This window comes from Dorea hominis (assembly GCF_014287705.1).
In the GTDB taxonomy this organism is placed as follows: domain Bacteria; phylum Bacillota; class Clostridia; order Lachnospirales; family Lachnospiraceae; genus Dorea_D; species Dorea_D hominis.
Window position 1 is genome coordinate 24,928 of the sequence record NZ_JACOOY010000015.1, and the last position, 18,709, is coordinate 43,636.

The following is an 18,709-nucleotide window of genomic DNA, read 5'->3' on the forward strand; positions in this document are numbered from 1 at the left end:
TGACTGATTCATGTATCAATTTAGTCATGTGAAGTCCACAAAAGAAAAAGCAGGAGTGAGAAATATGAGAAACGTGGTGGAGATTCTGGATGAATTGCAGACAAGGGCAGGGAAGGATCCGGATTTGCGAAAACAGCTTCTTGGGACGCGCCTGAAATCCGATCCGGTGAGTGCTTTTTGCAGAACTTGCCGTGGGATGGGATACGAGCTATATGAGATGGAGCTGATTGCCAGTGGTGAAGAATTTCACGCGGCAATGAAACGCAGCACGAATGGCGGTGGTGAGAATTCCCCGATGCTGACAGCAGAAGATGACTTCTATGAATTATTTTTCTCTAGCCTGGAAAGCCTTGATGGAGCTAAGACTGAAGATACAGAGAAAAACTAAAGAATAGAGGAGAAATAAAAAATGTGGTTTTGGCTTGCATTGATTGCGCTTCTTTGCTGGAGTGGCTCAGATCTTTTTTCGAAGATTGGCTGCCGTAATGGTAATGAAAAGTACAATCATTTAAAAATGGTAATTGCTGTTGGTGTAGTTATGGGTATCCATGCGGCGATTGAGATATTTGTTCAGGGAGTAGAGATTAACCTTCATGTAATCTGGACATATTTACCGGTATCTTTATTATATATCGGTTCTATGACACTGGGATATCTGGGACTGCAGTACATTGAATTGTCCATCTCTTCACCAATCTGTAATGCATCCGGCGCACTTGTAGCAGTAACAACGCTGGTAACCGGACAGTTTGATACAGAGCATAAGGCAATACTGATTGCAGTTATTCTTGTATGCGTCGGAGTAATCGGCCTGGGTGTTGTTGAGTCCAAAGAGGATGATGAGCTTCGCAAGAAGCGTCAGGAAGCAGGAAATTATCAATATGCGAAGAGTTGGCTGGCTCTGGCACTGCCGCTTGCATATTGCCTTTTGGATGCAGCAGGGACATATGCAGATAACCGTGTTCTTGAGACACTGAATGAAAGCAGTGCAAATGTAGCATATGAGCTGACATTCTTCATCGCAGCTGTTGTCTGCTTCATTTATGTGATTGTGATCAAGAAAGATCATTTTACATTGAAATTAGAAGTTCCAAAGTATACAGGAGCTATTTGTGAAACAGCAGGACAGTTGGCTTACATTTTTGCAATTGCAGACAGTAAGCATCTTACAATGAGCGCGCCGATGATCTCATCTTATTGCGTTGTGTCGGTTTTGTGGAGCCGTATCTTCCTAAAGGAGAAGCTTTCATGGAAGCATTATTTGATGATCCTGTTTGTCGCAATCGGTATTGTGATCATGGGAGTATATGACGTATAAGATTATTAGATTGCAGAATTCAGGCAGAATGTATACAAAAAGAGTATATAGAAAACAAAATAAATAATCAGTTATAAAAAGCAGATTCCGTATGAAGAGCATTCATACAGAATCTGCTTTTTGCGTCGCTATAATATTTATAGAAATCAGCCAGTGGCAGGTTCGGTAGGGTCTATTGTTATAATTATTCGGTTACCTTTGCAAACTGGCTGTTGTATAAGTCTTTGTAGAAACCGCCGGCGTGCATCAGTGCATCGTGTGTTCCCTGTTCAATTACTTTTCCGTCTTTCATCACAAGGATGAGATCGGCGCTTCGGATCGTTGAGAGACGGTGTGCAACGATGAAACTGGTACGTCCTTGCATGAGTCTGTCAAACGCTTCCTGAATCTGCACTTCTGTACGTGTGTCGATACTTGAAGTTGCCTCATCAAGAATCAGCATAGACGGCAGACAGAGCATGACACGCGTAATGCAAAGGAGCTGCCTTTGTCCCTGGCTTAAGCTGTCTTCGTGGAGCATCGTATCTAGCCCATCCGTCAGGCGACGGATGAATCCAAGACTGTGGGATCGTTTAGCAGCCTCGAGAATTTCCTCATCTGTTGCGTCAGGCTTTCCGATACAGATATTCTCGCGGACAGTCCCGGATTTAATCCATGTATCCTGAAGAACCATACCAAAACTATGTCTCAGAGAATGGCGGGAAATCTCTTGAATGTTCTGTTCATCAATGGAAATAGAACCGCTCTGAACATCATAGAACCGCATAAGCAGGTTAATAAGTGTTGTTTTTCCGCAGCCTGTAGGACCAACGATCGCTATACGCATACCCGGTGTTACGTTTAAATTAAAATCACGGATCAACTCTTTTGACGGATCATAACTGAAGGATACGTTATCAATGGTCACTTCTCCTTTTATATCTGTCAGCTCACTTGCTGAATCCGCAGATTCCGGCTCTGCTTCCAGAAGCTCAAAAATGTGGGAAGCACATGCAAGCGCATTCTGCAGCTCTGTAATGACGGAACTGATATCGTTAAATGGTTTCATATACTGGTTTGCATAGGAGAGCATAACGGACAGCCCGCCGACGGTCAACATTCCATAAGGAACAAGGAAGGCACCTAGAAGCGCTACACCTGCGTAAATGATGTTGTTGACAAAACGTGTGGACGGATTTGTCAGACTGCTGTAAAAGACAGCTTTCTGGCTGTATTCTTTCAGATCCTGATTGATCTCATCAAAGCGTGTAGATGCTGTGGTTTCATATCCAAAAGCATGTACGATTTTCTGGTTTCCAATCATTTCTTCAATAAGAGCTGTCTGCTTTCCACGTGTAGTACTTTGCTTGTGGAACATCTCATAAGAACGAGAAGAAATAAATTTCGCAACAAAGAAACTAAACGGTGTCAATACGATGACAAGTAAAGTAATCCAGATATTTTTGGATAACATGAAAAGTAAAGTTACAATAATTGTTACAATTCCGGAAAACAACTGGGTGAAGCCAAGAAGCAGACCATCAGATAATATGTCTGTGTCTGCAATGACACGGCTTACAATGTCTCCGGTACTGTGTCCGTCCAGATAAGAAAGTGGCAGACGCTGAATCTGCCGGATCGCTTTTGAACGGATATCCTGTACGGTACGGTAAGTCAGCTGGTTATTGATCATATTCATAAACCAGGTAATGATACTGGAAAGGATAACCAGAGTTGTTATGCGACCGAGGAAATATATCATTTTATGGAAATGTACCTGATGCTCCGCGATGATCTGGTCAATCGCATCTCCGAACAGGATTGGCACATATAACTGCATGACGACAGTGATGCAGGCAAACAGGATAGACAGAATCAGAAGGAAGCGGTATCTTCCGATAAAACGTAATACTTTCCAGAGAGTTGTTAAGCTTTTCTGGTTGGAGCTGTTTTTGTTCGGGTTCATACGTTTGCCTCCTTTCTTCCTTTATTGCGTTCTTCCGGAAATTGCGAATAATAGATTTCCTGATAAATACTGCAATGTTCTAATAAGTCATCATGAGTTCCGGTACCGACAAGAGATCCATCATCCAGTACAAGGATGAGATTTGCCTGACGGATGCTGGCTGCACGCTGGGAAACAAGGAAAGTTGTTGTTCCTTTGCAGTAATTATGCAGTGCTTTTCGAAGTGCTGCGTCTGTGGCAAAATCAAGTGCGCTTGCACTGTCGTCCAGAATTAGAAGCTCCGGATGTTTGACAAGTGCACGGGCGATCGTCAGACGCTGACGTTGTCCGCCGGAGAGGTTACGTCCGTTCTGTGCAATATCAAAATTAAGACAACCTTCTTTTGCTTCTACAACATCTCTTGCCTGTGCAATATCCAGTGCATTCCAGAGCTCCTCATCTGTTGCATCCGGATTGCCCCAGTGGAGATTATCGCGGATGGTGCCTTTGAACAGAACGGATTTCTGCGGAACGACGCCGATTCTGTCGCAGAGATCATTGCGGCTGTAATCTTTTATGTTTTTTCCATTTAAAAAAACTGAACCGGCAGTTGCATCGTAGAATCTGGCGATCAGATTTACCAGTGTAGACTTACCACTTCCGGTACTGCCGATAATGCCGACGGTTTGTCCCCTCTTTACAGAAAATGAAACGTCACTCAGGCTGGCGGCACCTGCGCCCTCATAAGTAAAGCTGACATGCTCAAAAGCAACGGCTGTGTCGGTATTGTCATTGTCCGCTTTTGTTTCTTCCGGATAAGTCATGGAAGAAGAAAGGCTGAAGACAGAAGCTACACGATCTGCGCATGCCATGGATTTATTCAGAGTGATAATGAGGGAAGCCAGTTTGATGAGCTCCACAATAATCTGAGCCATGTAGTTATAAAGTGCAACGACCTGTCCCTGCTTTAAATTTCCAAGATTTACTTCAATTCCGGCTTTGTAGATCAGAAAGACCGTTGCCATATTGATCAACAGATAAGTCAGTGGATTTAACAATGCAGAAATACGTCCGACAAATTCATTTAATTTTGTCAGAGCGAGGTTGGCACTGTCAAAGTCGCGGACAGAGCTTTCTTCCTGGGAGAAAGCCCGGATAACACGTACACCGGTTAAATTCTCGCGCGTAAGCCCGGTTACATGATCTAAGTGTCCCTGTACTTTTTTGAAAAGCGGGATGCTGACAAGCATGATTGAAAATACGACGACAAATAAAATCGGGATCGCCAGAACAAAGATCAGGGCACAGCGCACATTGATCATAAATGCCATAACCATTGCACCGATTACAATAAAAGGACTTCTAAGAAGAAGACGAAGCCCAAGATTCAGACCGTTCTGTACCTGGTTTACATCATCGGTGATCCTTGTGATCAGCGTGTCTGTACCAAGTGTATCCAGCTCTGTAAAGGAAAGCGTCTGAATATGGTCGAACAGAGCCTGTCTTACTTTTGTAGCAAAGCCTACGCTGGCTCTTGCGGCGTAAAATTGTGCCGTAAAGCTGCAGGCAAGTCCGATTGCTGCCATCAGGAGCAGGATAAGAAATTGCTGTAAAATGTAAATGCGGTCATTGTTCACAATGCCCACGTCGATGATCCGTGCCACAACCAGTGGTACGATCAGATCGAAAACGACTTCCAGAAGTTTGAAAAAGGGAGCCAGAAAGCTCTCTTTTTTATAACTCGAAAGATAAATTACAAGTTTTCGCATAAAGAATCCTCCATAGTTATTTGATATTACATAAATTGTGCAAATATGGATGCACCGATAACTGTGATAAGTCCCGACACCGCGATGGAAAGACTGCTCATTGCACCTTCAATCTCGCCCATTTCCATAGCTCTTGCAGTACCGATGGCGTGCGAAGCACTTCCAATAGCAATTCCGCGTGCAATCGGTTCTGTAATTCGGAAATGGCGACAGATAAACGGCGCAATAATATTACCGAGAATACCGGTCAGGATAATTACGGCAACCGTTAATGTCACATATCCGCCAAGCTCTTCTGATACACCAATGCCAATTGCTGTTGTAATAGACTTCGGAAGGAATGTAATGTATTCTTTGTGGGATAAGCCGAAGAATACAGCCATTGCAAGAATGGAACATAAGGATGCAAAAACTCCGGAGAAGATTCCACATATGACAGCAGCCAGATTTTTCTTCAGCAGCTCGAACTGTTCATACAATGGAATTGCCAGACAGACGGTTGCAGGCGTGAGCAGATAACTCAGGTACTGTGCGCCACTGTAATAAGCTTTGTAATCAATGTGGGTGACCGCAAGCAGGGCGATAATAGATGCCACAGAGATGAGGAGCGGGTTCAGTATAGCCAGCTTAAACTTGCCCTGTAGGGCGTGACCAAAGCCATAAGCGATCAGACTTATTGTGACGCCGAAGAAGACAGAGTTTTCAAAAAAATTCATGAGTCCTTCCTTTCCTGATTGTCTTTGCTTTTTGAAAAGCGGATAAATGCCTGTGTCGTGTGACCGGCGACAATCATAACAAAGATGGTAGATAATACCGTTATAATAAGGTAAGTTCCGATTTTGGAACCGATGGTTTTCCAGGATTCGATCAGACCTACGGCCGCAGGAATGAACATGAGTGGCATGATTTCTATGAGAAATTTGCCGGAATCCTTCACGGAATCAATATGTACAATTCCAAAATGCAGACAGAGAAGCATCAGAACAAGACCGTAGATACTTGCCGGAACCGGGAGAGGAATCAGATAATTCATAATCTCTCCGATAAAAGAGATGGCAAGAATAATGCCAAATTGTTTAATAAATTTCATTTGTTACAACTCCTGTGATTGATTTTCTGTTGTTTGACCAGAGCGATTTTCCAAAAGGTCGGCTAAGGTAATGCCAAAAAAGAAATCATGCACCATAGAATCGAATTTTTGCCACATTGGTAATGTGAGACAGCACGAAGCACGGTCACAGGATTCAGCATCCGGTGCAAGACAGGCTACGGAAGATAAATTACCTTCGGTAAGCATGAGAATCTCGCCAACGGTATAGTCTTTCGGTGCACGTGTCAGCTGATATCCGCCGCCTTTTCCACGCATACCCCGTAATAGTTTCTGTTTTACAAGTGTTTTCAGGATGATCTCCAGATATTTTTCTGAGAGTTCCTGCCTTGAGGCAATTTCCTTCAGCGGAATATAACGCTCAGGATCTTGCATGGCAAGATCTAACATAACGCGAAGGGCATACCTGCCTTTTGTAGAAATCATATTTTTTTCCTCCAATCATCAATAACCTATTATAGCGGAGGGTAATAGGGGATTCAAGACAAGAAGCAAAAAAAGTTGACAATGAAAGGAAAAAGAAAGTATGATAACACCAAATGCCACACAGAAAGGAGCAGGGAGGATGACACTGGCACAATTAAAATATGTAGTTACAGTTGCAAAGGCAGGTACGATGACAGAAGCTGCAAAAGAACTGTTTATTTCACAGCCGAGTCTGACAAAATCAATCAAAGAGCTGGAAAAAGAAATGCATGTGCGGATCTTTGAGCGGACCAACAAAGGAATTGTTGTATCAAAAGACGGTGAAGAATTTCTTGCATATGCAAGACAGGTGTTGGAACAGGCAGAACTTCTGGAAGAAAAATACATGAATAAAAGTGCCAGAAAACAGGAATTCTGTGTATCGACGCAACATTATTCTTTCGCAGTAAACGCTTTTGTTGACTTGATTAAAGAATATGGAAATGAAAAATATGATTTTTCTCTACGCGAAACACAGACATATGAAATCATTGAAGATGTGGCAAGTCTGAAAAGTGAAATCGGAATCTTATATAAGAACTGCTTTAATGAAGCGGTGATCGACAAGCTTCTGAAGTCGAATGATCTCTGCTTTGAGAGACTGTTTGTCGCACGACCGCATATTTTTGTAAGTTCCGGAAGTCCGCTTGCAGGCAGGAAAAGCGTGACAATGGAAGAACTGAAACCATATCCGTACCTGTCGTTTGAACAGGGAGAGCATAATGCATTTTATTTTTCGGAGGAAATATTCAGCATGGTAGAGCGTCCGAAAAATATCCGTGTAAGAGACCGGGCAACATTATTTAATCTGCTGATCGGTCTGAATGGATATACGGTATGCAGTGGTGTGATTGATGAAAATCTGAATAGTTCAGACATTGTTGCAGTTCCGCTGGATGAAGAAGGGGAGATGGAGATTGGAATTCTGTTGCATAAGAAATTTCATCCGAGTAAACTTGGAGATGCGTATCTTAAGGCACTGCGGAAATATGCTACAAATCCGCTGTCACCATAGTTTATTAGCGTTTAATTATAAATAATGCATATAAGAAATAGTTGCTTGATATAGCTTAAAGTTATGACAAACAACTATTTTTGTGTATTTTACGAATAACAGGAATGCCGATATAATAGCCATTGTACACAAGATACCAAAGCAAATAAAAATAGATTACAGAGGAGGAATTACAATGGCAAAACAGAACACACCATTTCGATATGATTATGTAGGAAGCTTTTTGCGTCCGGAAGCGCTGAAAGTGGCAAGAAGCAAATATGAGGCAGGAACCATTACAAAAGAAGGACTGACAAGTGTAGAAGATCAGGAAATCCGCGCACTGGTTGAAAAACAGAAGGCAGCAGGATACAAAGTGCTCACAGACGGAGAGTTCAGAAGAGCAACCTGGCATCTGGATTTCATGTGGGGATTTGACGGAGTCGGACACAGCAAAACAGAGACAGGACTTCCGTTCCACGGGGAAGCAGCTATGATCGATGACACTTACCTGACAGGAAAAGTAGCTGTAACAGGAGAGCATCCGTTTGTAGAGCATTTCCGTTTTGTGAAAGCACTGGAAGATGAAAACACAGTTGCAAAACAGACAATTCCTGCTCCGGCACAGTTTTTAGAACAGATGATCATGCCATTTGCAATGCCGAATACGAGCAAATATTATGAAGATACAGAAGAATTGGTGCAGGATATTGCAGAAGGATACCGTAAAGTGATCAAAGATCTGTATGCAGCAGGATGCAGAAATTTACAATTAGATGACTGCTCCTGGGGCATGCTGGTAGATCCAAATGCAAAAGCATTTTTCGGAACAGATGAAGAAGGATTGGAAGCGATCAAAGAGCAGCTTGTTCGTATTAATAATCTTGCAATTGAAGGAAAACCAGGGGATATGATCATCAATACACATGTATGCCGCGGTAATTTTCATTCTACTTATGCAAGCAGCGGAGCATATGACAGCGTTGCAAAAGTATTATTTGCAAGAGAAAATGTAGACACATATTATCTGGAATTTGACGATGAGCGCTCCGGTGGATTTGAGCCGTTGGCAGCCGTATCGGGCGAGAAGAAAGTTGTACTCGGACTTGTGACAACAAAATCTGCGCAACTGGAAGACAAAGACAAGATTATTGCAAGAATTCATGAAGCTGCAAAATATATACCACTTTCCCGTCTGTGTTTAAGTCCGCAGTGTGGATTCGCTTCCTGCGAGATTGGAAACAAACTTACAGAAGAAGAACAATGGGCAAAACTTGCACTCGTTAAAGAAGTAGCAGAAGAAGTGTGGGGATAAAACTCTCTCTTGACAGATTCTTGCGCAGTGCTATAATAAAGGCAGTCAATTGAATAACTATCTTCAGGGCAGGGTGTAAGTCCCTACCGGCGGTAAAGCCCGCGAGCCGTAAGGTATGATTCGGTGAGATTCCGAAGCCGACAGTATAGTCTGGATGAAAGAAGATGAGAAGAATCTTTGATAAGCAATACGAAGAATCAGATTTGAACATTTAGCTCTGGAATGAACATCCATTTCAGAGCTTTTTATATTTTATATCTGATAAAATAATCAAAAGAAACTTTTAAATGTCTTGAATGAGGTAGAATTCAAGGCATTTTCTTTTTTGTTATGGCGACGAGGAAAATGCGCCATGCTTGAATGGTTGCATTTAACGACCGCTAATCAGCAAATAAAACTCGCAAAGCGTGTTTTATTGCTGTAGAAAACAGGAGGTGAAAAAGGAATGACAGATGAGAAAGAATTTTATATGCAGCGTGCGATTACGCTTGCTGAAAAAGGAAAGGGAAGAGTGAACCCGAATCCGCTGGTAGGTGCGGTGGTTGTCAAAGACGGAAAAATTATCGGGGAAGGTTATCACGAATATTATGGCGGACTGCATGCAGAGCGCAATGCATTAAAGAACTGTAAAGAATCTTCGGAAGGAGCAACTCTTTATGTGACTTTGGAACCTTGTTGTCATTATGGAAAGACGCCGCCATGTACGGAAGCAATCTTAGAACACAGGATTCGAAAAGTTGTTGTAGGAATGACAGATCCGAATCCTTTGATGGCGGGAAAAAGTATTGCGCTTTTGAAATCAAAAGGCGTGGAAGTAGAAGTTGGGGTTCTGGAAAAAGAATGCATGGAACTGACACATATTTTTCGGAAATATATAACAACAAAAATTCCTTATGTATTAATGAAATATGCAATGACGATGGACGGAAAGATTGCAACTGCAAGCGGAAAATCCAAATGGATTACCGGTGAGACGGCAAGAATGTGCGTTCAGAAAACAAGACTGGAATATCAGGCGATCATGGTAGGAAGTGAAACAGTCAGAAAAGATGATCCGCTTTTGACCTGCCGGATTGCCAATGGAAAAGATCCGGTCCGTATCATTTGTGATACGTCACTTCGCACTTCAACGGGTTCGCAGATTGTGAAGACAGCAAGGCAGGTAAGGACAATTTTTGCAACATGTGAAACAAACCGAGAGAAAATAGAACTTTATCAAAAAGCAGGCTGTGAAGTTCTGGTGGTCAGTAAGAAGAATGGGAAAATAGATCTTAAAGAGCTTGTACAGAAAATCGGAGCACTTGGAATTGACAGCATTTTGCTGGAAGGAGGCGGCACATTAAATGCAAATGCATTAGAAGCACAGATTGTGGACCGTGTACAGACTTATATTGCACCGAAGATTTTCGGGGGCACCGGAATCGGACCGGTAGGCGGTATGGGCGTTGATGAACCGGCAGATGCATATCAACTGGTGAACAGTCGGCTCAAACAGATCGGAGAAGATTTTTTAATAGAAAGCGATGTGAAATATAAATGTTTACAGGAATCATAGAAGAGGTTGGAAAGGTAAGCAGTATCAGGACAGAAGATGCCTCAATCCGTCTTCAGATCCAGACAAAGGAAATATTAAAAGATATTCATATAGGAGACAGCATCGCCGTCAACGGTATTTGTCTGACAGTGACGAAATATGACACGGACAGTTTTTGTGCAGATGTTATGCATGAGACAATGAACCGGACTTCCCTTAAACTTCTTAGAAGAGGAAGCAAAGTGAATCTGGAACGGGCAATGGCGGCAAACGGAAGATTTGGCGGTCACATTGTCAGTGGACATATCGATGGGACAGGCACAATCCGCAAAATGCAAAGAGACAGTATTGCAATATGGTATACGGTTGAAACAACAGCTGGGATACTACACTACATAGTAGAAAAAGGATCGATCACAATCGATGGAATCAGTCTGACAGTAGCGGCAGTTGACGATAAAACCTTTCAGGTATCTGTTATTCCACATACACTGAATCATACTGCACTGCAGGAAAAGAAAGTGGGGGATCCGGTAAACCTGGAAACAGACTGTATCGGAAAATATGTGGAAAAATTCTTGCGGGAAAGGAACAGTAATTTGCAGAAACCAGAAGGAAATACAGATAGAAAAAATGGTAAATCTTCAAAATCAGGTGGAATTACGGCAGAATTTCTGGAACGTTACGGGTATTAACAGACAGGAGATCAAGAGGAAACTGTCGATGACAGGTTCAGCAGAGAATTAATAATTTAGTCAAATAGAAGGAGAGAAACTATGGAATTTCAAAAGATAGAAAATGCTTTACAAGCATTGCGGGATGGGAAAAATATTCTTGTTATGGATGACGAGACCAGAGAGAATGAAGGTGATCTGATCTGTGCGGCACAGTATGCGACAACAGAAAATGTAAACTTTATGGCAGTGCATGCGAAAGGGCTAATCTGTATGCCGATGAGCAAAGAAGTAGCAGCAAGCCTTTCACTGGCACCAATGGTTGCACACAATACAGATAATCACGAAACTGCGTTTACCGTATCTATTGACCATGTGGATACAACAACCGGAATATCAGCAGAGGAACGTGGATTTACAGCAAGAAAATGCATTGAAGACGGTGCAAAACCGGAAGATTTCAGGCGACCGGGACATATGTTCCCGCTGGTTGCAAGAGACGGCGGTGTGCTGGTACGGAACGGACATACAGAAGCAACCGTAGATCTTATGCGCTTAGCCGGGCTTAAAGAATGTGGGCTGTGTTGTGAGATCATGAAGGAAGACGGTACGATGATGCGTACAAGCGAATTAAAAGCATTTGCAGAAAAACATGGAATTCCGACAATGACTATCAAAGAGCTGCAGGAGTACAGAAAAGTAAAAGAAACACTCGTTTCCTGCGAGGCAGTAACGAAGATGCCGACAAAATACGGATTATTTACTGCGTATTGTTATGTGAATAAATTGAATCAGGAACATCACATTGCGCTTGTTATGGGCGAGATCGGAGAGGGAGAAAATGTGTTATGCCGGGTACATTCGGAGTGCCTTACCGGAGATGTATTTGGATCTCTCCGTTGCGACTGTGGACAGCAGTTTGAATGTTCCATGAAAGAAATTGCAAAAGAAGGACGTGGAGTACTTTTATATATGCGGCAGGAAGGACGCGGAATCGGTCTGGTTAATAAATTAAAGGCTTATTGTCTGCAGGATAATGGAATGGATACACTGGATGCAAATCTGGCACTGGGATTTGAGGCAGACCAGAGAGAGTATTATATCGGAGCACAGATTTTAAGAGAGCTTGGAATCCGTTCGCTTCGTCTTCTGACAAACAATCCGGATAAAGTATATCAGCTCCAGGATTACGGAATGGAGATCAGCGAGCGCGTGCCGATCCAGATGGATGCAACGAATTATGATTTGAAATATTTGAAGACAAAGCAGGAACGTATGGGACATTTATTACAATTTTAAACAGACAAAACAGAGGGATAATTTTGATAGAAGCAGATTGTTCAGGAACAATACATAAATAAAACAGAGCCGGAAATGACTCTGAAAAAGAAAAGAGGATAAGACATGAATACATTAGAAGGAAAATTAGTTGCAACAGACATGAAAGTAGGAATCGTAGCAGGACGATTTAATGAATTTATCACATCAAAGCTGGTAGGCGGAGCAATGGATGGATTGCTCAGACATGATGTGAAAGACGAAGATGTAGATATCGCATGGGTACCGGGAGCATTTGAAATCCCACTGGTTGCATCGAAAATGGCAAAAAGCGGAAAGTACGATGCAGTGATTTGTCTTGGCGCGGTTATCCGCGGAGATACAACGCATTATGATTACGTTTGCAATGAAGTGTCCAAAGGAATTGCGACAGTTTCCCTGGAAAGCGGAATACCGGTTATGTTTGGAGTGCTTACAACAGAAAACATTGAACAGGCAATTGCGCGCGCCGGAAGTAAAGGCGGAAATAAAGGATATGATTGTGCACTTGGCGCGGTTGAGATGGTTAATCTGCTCAGAACAATATAAGCGAGAAGGAAGTAGCAGAAAATTTATATTTTCCTTTACCTGTTTATGCGAAATGATATAAAATATAAAGTACAAAAACCTGCATGAAAGGTCAGAGAGGAAAAGAAATAAATGAAGCAATCATTTTTTTCAAAGGATCCGGTGTTTTACCGGTCCTTTTTCAAGTTGATGGCAGTGATCGCATTGCAGAATTTGGTAGCATACAGTGTCAACATGCATTGAAAGCCCCCTTATTGTCTATGTACCGGTTAAGTGCGCAGGCAACTTTATATGCAGATCATTTTATGATGATCATGAGTGTGGTTATGGTTGGAATGGCGTATCAAATGCCGGTTGGAGTGGGGCTCATTCAGGGTGGTGGAGATACAAAATTTTCCATGTATCTTAACCTGATCTCGGTTTGGGGGATTGTCATGCCATTATCCTTTTTAACTGCATTTTACTGGAAACTTCCAGTTGAAATAGTAGTGATCGCAGTTCAGTCAGATCAGATATTTAAGTGTCTGCCGATTTTTCTGCGTTTTAAAAGTTATAAATGGATTCATAAGCTAACAGGCTAACTCCCTGATCTTTGGATCCTGTTTTCAATTATATTTATAGTGACAAAGATTGCACTAAGCCACAGGCAGTTGGTGATGTGTTTAGTGGTAACGTGGTTGTCAGTGTATTTGTTGTATCACTGCTGTTGAGTTTATTATTACCAAAAGAAGGAGGAAGTATAGGATGAAAGTATTAATGATCAATGGAAGTCCACATGTAAAAGGAAACACAAAAGTTGCTTTAGAAGAGATGGTGAAGATTTTTCATGAAGAGGGAATCGAGACAGAGATTCTCGATATCGGAAACAAAGACATCCGGGGATGTATTGCCTGTTATACATGTATGGAAAAAGGAAAATGTGTTTTTGATGATATTGTAAATGAATCCGCAGCAAAATTTGAAGCATGTGACGGTCTTGTAATTGCGAGTCCTGTTTATTATGCATCCGCAAATGCAACATTGATCGCTTATCTGGATCGTCTGTTCTACAGTACACATTTTGATAAGACGATGAAAGTCGGAGCCAGTGTAGTTGCCGCAAGAAGAGGCGGACTTTCAGCGACTTTTGATGAACTGAATAAATATTTTACAATCTCCGGAATGCCGGTCGCATCCAGCCAGTACTGGAACAGTATCCATGGAAGAGAACCACAGGAAGCTTGTCAGGATGCGGAAGGACTGCAGACAATGCGTACACTTGCAAGAAATATGACATTCTTAATGAAGAGTATCAAACTTGGAAAAGAAGCATATGGACTGCCGGAAAAAGAAGCAAGGCGGGGAACAAACTTTATACGATGATTTACAGTCATCAAATGATGTCGCACGAGAAAGGGCGTATTTACTCGCTGTCATAAAAAAGGATTCGAGAAATGAAATCTCGAATCCTTTTTTACGCGATCATTATTGATTAAATAGTTTATTCCTTGTGAGAAAGTATGCAGTCAAAACCATCGTTCCGGTAAGTACCCAGGAAATCGGATAAATCCAGATCAGCAAAGTGTAATTGTGCCAGATACGGATGGCGGTTGCGATCCAGATCAGACGCAGAACACAGGAACCAAAGACTGTAAGTGCGGCAGGTGTCATTGAGTGTCCCATCCCACGAAGTGCAGCGCCGCTGATTTCATAAGTACTTGTCAGAAGTTCCAGAGAAGTAATAATCACAAGGCGGATCATTGCATAGTGGATGACATCCGGATCTGTCGTATACAGACCGATAAAAAAGTTACGTCCGAGAATAAAGACCATACTTAAAATCCCGCAGAAAATCATACTTGCAAGCATGGCTTCCCGAAAGACTTTCTTGCAACGGTCATACATTTTTCCACTGTAATTCTGACTTGTGAAAGTCACTGTTGTCTGCGCAAATGCATTTACGATAAAATAAGTAATGTATTCAAAATTTAACGCAGTAGAAGAACCGGCAATCGCCTTTGAGCCAAAACTGTTGATGGAAGACTGGATACAGACATTGGCAACAGAAAAGACCATGCCCTGCAGTCCGGCAGGAACACCGATTTTTAAAATACGGATAAGTTCCGAAGTGTTGATTTCGAGCTTTTTAAAAGAAACCCGGATCGGTTCTTCTTCATGCAGTAAAAACAAGATGACAAGCAGTGCACTTACACCATTTGCAACAACTGTAGCAATACCGGCACCGGCAACATCCATGTGGAAACCGGCAACAAGCAGGAAATTTAAAATTACATTTACCACACCGGAAACAATTAATGCCAGAAGTGGTCGTTTTGTATCTCCGATACTCCGAAGAATCGATGCGCCGAAATCATAGAGCATCATGAATGGCATACCGAGAAAATAGATCCGCAGATAAACGGTTGCCAGATGAAGGACATCCTTCGGTGCGCCCATGAGCAGCAAGATTGGATGTGAAATGATCTGACCAAGCAAAAGTAATAGTATTCCGCTTATAAGTGCCAGCGTAACGGCAGTATGTACAACGCTTGGAATCTTTTGCTGATTGCCTTCGCCGATATAGCCGGCGATGATTACATTTGATCCAAGTGAAATGCCGGAAAATAATGTAACCAGCAGGTTAATAACAGCCCCATTGCTGCCAACGGCAGCGAGCGCTTCACTTCCGGCAAAACGACCGACAACGGCGACACCGACAGAATTAAATAACTGCTGCATGATACTGCAGGCGGCGAGCGGAAGTGCAACGATCAGCATATTTTTGAAAATTTTGCCATGGAGCATATCCATCTGGCGCGATTCTTTTTTCGTAGTTTCATTCATATTATTAAATCTCCTGTTAAAATCGATTAATCTGTATTTATAATTAAAGTAAAGTACTATAATTCTATCTGGCAAATACATTATAGATTTCAGAAAAAAGAAATACAACCCTGATTGCAAAATTATGCGGATATGCTTATAATCTGAAATAGAGAATTCCGGCAAGGGTAATAAAAGAAAGGAAGTAGTGTAGAAATGACAGAGAACGTAAAAACTTATGTAACAGAAAAAACAAAAGAACTGATCGCGGCAACATCCTGCTCAGCAGAAGCAAAAGAAGCAGCAAATGCATGGCTTGAAGCAGTTGGGACAGAGAAAGAAGCAGAAGTAACAAAAAATTATATTGCAGAACTGGAAGAAGATATCATGCCGATCGATGGACTGATTGCATTTGCAGGATCTGATATGGGAGCAAAAGTATTCGGAGATGCTGCAAAAGGTGTACTTGCTCATGCAGAAGAGATCAAAGCAGCAGGTGCGAAGTATTGTGACTGTCCGGCATGTGCGGCATGCGAAGCAATTCTGGCAAAGAAAGACGAGATATTAGCATAATTGCGATGATGTCAGAAATCTTGATATCATAAATAAAAAACTGATATAAGAAACAGAAAGGTTTACAAGATGATAAAAGCAGTTATATTTGACATGGATGGAGTACTGATTGACACAGAGCCACTGCATTACCGATGCTGGAAAGAGATCTTAAAAGAACACTATGATGTGGAGTTTGATTATGATATTTATTTACCATGTATCGGATCAACCAGACAGTTTTTCAGAGATCTGGTAAAGGAGCATTATGGAGTGGATTTTCCGGATCTGGATGAAATGAATCGGATTATGAAGGTGAAGAAATCACAGATTGTTAAGGCAGAAGGATTTCCGGAGATGCCAGGAGTAGAAAATGCTTTAAAACAATTAAAAGAAATGGGATACAAGCTTGCAGTTGCTTCTTCCTCACCAGAGAGTGAGATTATGGATGCAATGACAAGACTTGGTCTGATGCCGTATTTTGATAGCATTACAAGCGGAGACCATGTAGAACATCCAAAGCCGGAACCGGATACGTTCCTGCTTGCGGCAGAACGGCTGAATGTTCCGACAGATAACTGCCTTGTCATTGAGGATTCTACGAATGGCGGCAGAGCAGCACGGGCAGCGAAGATGGATTGCGTATGGCTGCATAATCCACACTCCGGACATCAGGACATCCCGAATGCAATTCTGGAGATCCCGGCGTGGACGGAAGATGGCATAGAGAAGCTGGTTAAGCTGATACAGGAAATGTAGGAAAAATAGTTATTGCGTTGATTAACAGACAATAAAGGCGGTTTAGAGGAACGCGGGTGAGAAAATGATAAGACTCAGAGATATTCTTGCCATGGATATATTTCGGAATTTTAAGATTATAGCCGGGAAAAACGGCAGTGATCGGGAAGTGAAAACGGTCAGTGTTATGGATGCGCCGGATATTTATAAGTGGATGAAAGGCGGTGAGTTTTTGATTACATCTGGTTATGTAGTCAAAGATCAGCCGGAATATTTAGCTTTTCTAATTGAAAATCTGGACAAACATGGAGCATGTGCTCTGGGAATAAAGTTAGACCGGTTTATTTATGAATATCCGCAAGATGCAATAGAAAAGGCAAATAAATTGAACTTTCCCATTATTGCTATTCCATTCGAATTTGCATTTGCAGATGTGATCAATCCAGTGCTGCAGGAGGTGATTAATCATCAATCCAGAATCCTGCAGTATTCGGAACGAGTGCATCAGGCTTGTACAAAGATGGTATTGGAAGATGAAGATATTTCTACTATTTTATCTTTTCTGGAAGAACATATTCATCAGGAAGCCGCATTTGTAGATACCTGTTTTGATAAAACTTATTATACGAAAGACACCGCCCAGGGGGGAATAGAAGAAACAGGGCGGTATCGGATTCATATCAATGAAGAAGAATACGGATACCTTGTATTTGGAAGTAAATGGAACGACTATGATGAATCCTTTCGGGATTATTATCAGATTGCGATTGAGCAGGCGGGCACTATTTTAATATTAAAATTACAGAAAAAACTTACAGCGCGCCAAATTGAAGCTGATTACAGAGAGCAGTTTGTGCAGGATATGTTAACCAGAAATATTAGCTCTAAAGAAGAAATCATAAATCGTGCGATGATCTATAACTGGGATTTTTATCTTGGTGGAGTCGTATTTATTGTAGATATTGATCATTTTAAAAAACAGTATTTAAAACATCTGGATGAAAATGTAAACAGACGTATGATGGAAATGATGACACGGGTTTTGTTAATCAGCAAACAGCGTGTCGGACAGGAATATGCACACTATGTGTATAGTAAATTAAGTGATCAGATTGTATTTATTATTACAGAAAAATACAAGGATGAAGAGACGTTTAGAGGAAACTTAAAGAAACTGGCAAAGGAAATTAAAGATGAGATTGCTCGTGTAATTCCATTTACGGCGACTATCGGAATTGGAAATTACAGAAAAGATATAAGCCAGATTCATGACAGCTGGGAAGAAGCCAGAAAAGCGATAGAAATTATCCGTAGTATGGAACGTGAAGATACGGTTGTATTTTATGATGAACTTGGGATTTTTAAGTTGCTGTCACTGGTAAGTCATAGTGCAGAAGCGAAAGAGTTTGAAAAACAATATATCGAAAAAATTTGTACATATGATCGAAAGCATCATACAGATATGATGGATACTTTTATTGCTCTGGTAACGAATGGATGGAATTTAAAAGTAACTTCAGAAAAGTTATTTATTCATTACAATTCTATGAAATACCGATATCGTAAACTGGGAATGATATTAGAACTGGATCTGCAGGATCAGGAAGAACGTTTAAATCTGGAACTCGCATTGAAGTTATATCAGATGCATGAAAAATAAAAATATACAGC

General features: G+C 41.6%; 19 protein-coding genes and 1 riboswitch. Of the genes, 13 read left to right on the plus strand and 6 right to left on the minus strand.

The window, feature by feature from the left end; all coding sequences use genetic code 11:
• The first annotated feature begins 64 nt into the window (after nt 1-64).
• Complete coding sequence (locus H8S07_RS11155) at nt 65-388, plus strand: hypothetical protein (RefSeq protein WP_186856018.1); 324 nt, start codon at nt 65-67, stop codon at nt 386-388.
• A gap of 21 nt (nt 389-409) precedes the next feature.
• On the plus strand, nt 410-1,318 hold the full coding sequence (locus tag H8S07_RS11160; RefSeq protein WP_118520385.1) for an EamA family transporter: 909 nt from the start codon (nt 410-412) through the stop codon (nt 1,316-1,318).
• Between the two features lie 184 nt (nt 1,319-1,502).
• Here the strand turns inward: H8S07_RS11160 and H8S07_RS11165 are convergent, their stop codons facing one another.
• From H8S07_RS11165 to H8S07_RS11185, 5 genes are read right to left on the minus strand one after another with little or no spacing between them, the layout of a single operon-like run.
• Nucleotides 1,503-3,263 (minus strand): ABC transporter ATP-binding protein, encoded by a 1,761-nt coding sequence (locus tag H8S07_RS11165; RefSeq protein ID WP_186856019.1) that lies wholly within the window; start codon nt 3,261-3,263, stop codon nt 1,503-1,505.
• Nucleotides 3,260-5,011 carry an ABC transporter ATP-binding protein gene (locus H8S07_RS11170; RefSeq protein ID WP_186856020.1) on the minus strand — a complete coding sequence of 584 codons (1,752 nt, stop codon included), beginning with the start codon at nt 5,009-5,011 and terminating at the stop codon, nt 3,260-3,262. The genes H8S07_RS11165 and H8S07_RS11170 overlap by 4 nt, the downstream gene beginning before the upstream one ends.
• Before the next feature lie 26 nt (nt 5,012-5,037).
• The gene (locus H8S07_RS11175; protein WP_021860023.1) at nt 5,038-5,727 is read right to left on the minus strand and encodes an LrgB family protein; all 690 of its coding nucleotides are present in this window, start codon (nt 5,725-5,727) and stop codon (nt 5,038-5,040) included.
• Entirely contained in the window at nt 5,724-6,101 is a 378-nt protein-coding gene (locus H8S07_RS11180) for a CidA/LrgA family protein (RefSeq protein WP_021860022.1), read from the minus strand. The genes H8S07_RS11175 and H8S07_RS11180 overlap by 4 nt, the downstream gene beginning before the upstream one ends.
• A gap of 3 nt (nt 6,102-6,104) precedes the next feature.
• Nucleotides 6,105-6,545, minus strand: coding sequence for an RrF2 family transcriptional regulator (locus tag H8S07_RS11185; RefSeq protein ID WP_021860021.1), 441 nt, complete (start codon nt 6,543-6,545; stop codon nt 6,105-6,107).
• A 139-nt stretch (nt 6,546-6,684) separates the two neighbouring features.
• Here H8S07_RS11185 and H8S07_RS11190 point away from each other — a divergent pair, with 139 nt between their 5' ends.
• The 8 genes from H8S07_RS11190 to H8S07_RS11225 all read left to right on the plus strand — a co-directional run bounded on the left by H8S07_RS11190 (nt 6,685) and on the right by H8S07_RS11225 (nt 14,308).
• Complete coding sequence (locus tag H8S07_RS11190; RefSeq protein WP_186856049.1) at nt 6,685-7,599, plus strand: LysR family transcriptional regulator; 915 nt, start codon at nt 6,685-6,687, stop codon at nt 7,597-7,599.
• 175 nt (nt 7,600-7,774) lie between these two features.
• Nucleotides 7,775-8,893, plus strand: coding sequence for a 5-methyltetrahydropteroyltriglutamate--homocysteine S-methyltransferase (locus H8S07_RS11195; RefSeq protein ID WP_186856021.1), 1,119 nt, complete (start codon nt 7,775-7,777; stop codon nt 8,891-8,893).
• A gap of 55 nt (nt 8,894-8,948) precedes the next feature.
• Nucleotides 8,949-9,063, plus strand: a riboswitch (FMN riboswitch).
• 275 nt (nt 9,064-9,338) lie between these two features.
• Nucleotides 9,339-10,448: a bifunctional diaminohydroxyphosphoribosylaminopyrimidine deaminase/5-amino-6-(5-phosphoribosylamino)uracil reductase RibD gene (ribD, locus tag H8S07_RS11200; protein ID WP_186856022.1), complete on the plus strand. Its 1,110-nt coding sequence runs from the start codon at nt 9,339-9,341 to the stop codon at nt 10,446-10,448.
• Nucleotides 10,430-11,122, plus strand: a complete 693-nt coding sequence (locus H8S07_RS11205; RefSeq protein WP_186856023.1) for a riboflavin synthase — start codon at nt 10,430-10,432, stop codon at nt 11,120-11,122. Before ribD ends, H8S07_RS11205 begins: the two co-directional genes overlap by 19 nt.
• An 81-nt stretch (nt 11,123-11,203) precedes the next feature.
• Nucleotides 11,204-12,400 carry a bifunctional 3,4-dihydroxy-2-butanone-4-phosphate synthase/GTP cyclohydrolase II gene (locus H8S07_RS11210; protein ID WP_186856024.1) on the plus strand — a complete coding sequence of 399 codons (1,197 nt, stop codon included), beginning with the start codon at nt 11,204-11,206 and terminating at the stop codon, nt 12,398-12,400.
• A 105-nt stretch (nt 12,401-12,505) separates the two neighbouring features.
• Entirely contained in the window at nt 12,506-12,967 is a 462-nt protein-coding gene (gene ribH, locus H8S07_RS11215) for a 6,7-dimethyl-8-ribityllumazine synthase (protein WP_021860297.1), read from the plus strand.
• Between the two features lie 83 nt (nt 12,968-13,050).
• Nucleotides 13,051-13,527, plus strand: coding sequence for an MATE family efflux transporter (locus tag H8S07_RS11220; RefSeq protein WP_118520375.1), 477 nt, complete (start codon nt 13,051-13,053; stop codon nt 13,525-13,527).
• A gap of 163 nt (nt 13,528-13,690) precedes the next feature.
• Nucleotides 13,691-14,308 carry a flavodoxin family protein gene (locus tag H8S07_RS11225; RefSeq protein ID WP_186856025.1) on the plus strand — a complete coding sequence of 206 codons (618 nt, stop codon included), beginning with the start codon at nt 13,691-13,693 and terminating at the stop codon, nt 14,306-14,308.
• 102 nt (nt 14,309-14,410) lie between these two features.
• Here the strand turns inward: H8S07_RS11225 and H8S07_RS11230 are convergent, their stop codons facing one another.
• The gene (locus H8S07_RS11230; protein ID WP_243176016.1) at nt 14,411-15,769 is read right to left on the minus strand and encodes an MATE family efflux transporter; all 1,359 of its coding nucleotides are present in this window, start codon (nt 15,767-15,769) and stop codon (nt 14,411-14,413) included.
• Nucleotides 15,770-15,964: 195 nt separating this feature from the next.
• Here H8S07_RS11230 and H8S07_RS11235 point away from each other — a divergent pair, with 195 nt between their 5' ends.
• The 3 genes from H8S07_RS11235 to H8S07_RS11245 all read left to right on the plus strand — a co-directional run bounded on the left by H8S07_RS11235 (nt 15,965) and on the right by H8S07_RS11245 (nt 18,698).
• Nucleotides 15,965-16,321, plus strand: coding sequence for a molecular chaperone Hsp90 (locus tag H8S07_RS11235; RefSeq protein WP_105310374.1), 357 nt, complete (start codon nt 15,965-15,967; stop codon nt 16,319-16,321).
• A gap of 69 nt (nt 16,322-16,390) precedes the next feature.
• Nucleotides 16,391-17,059: an HAD family hydrolase gene (locus H8S07_RS11240; RefSeq protein ID WP_186856026.1), complete on the plus strand. Its 669-nt coding sequence runs from the start codon at nt 16,391-16,393 to the stop codon at nt 17,057-17,059.
• Between the two features lie 64 nt (nt 17,060-17,123).
• Nucleotides 17,124-18,698: a PucR family transcriptional regulator gene (locus H8S07_RS11245; protein ID WP_186856027.1), complete on the plus strand. Its 1,575-nt coding sequence runs from the start codon at nt 17,124-17,126 to the stop codon at nt 18,696-18,698.
• Nucleotides 18,699-18,709: the final 11 nt, after the last annotated feature.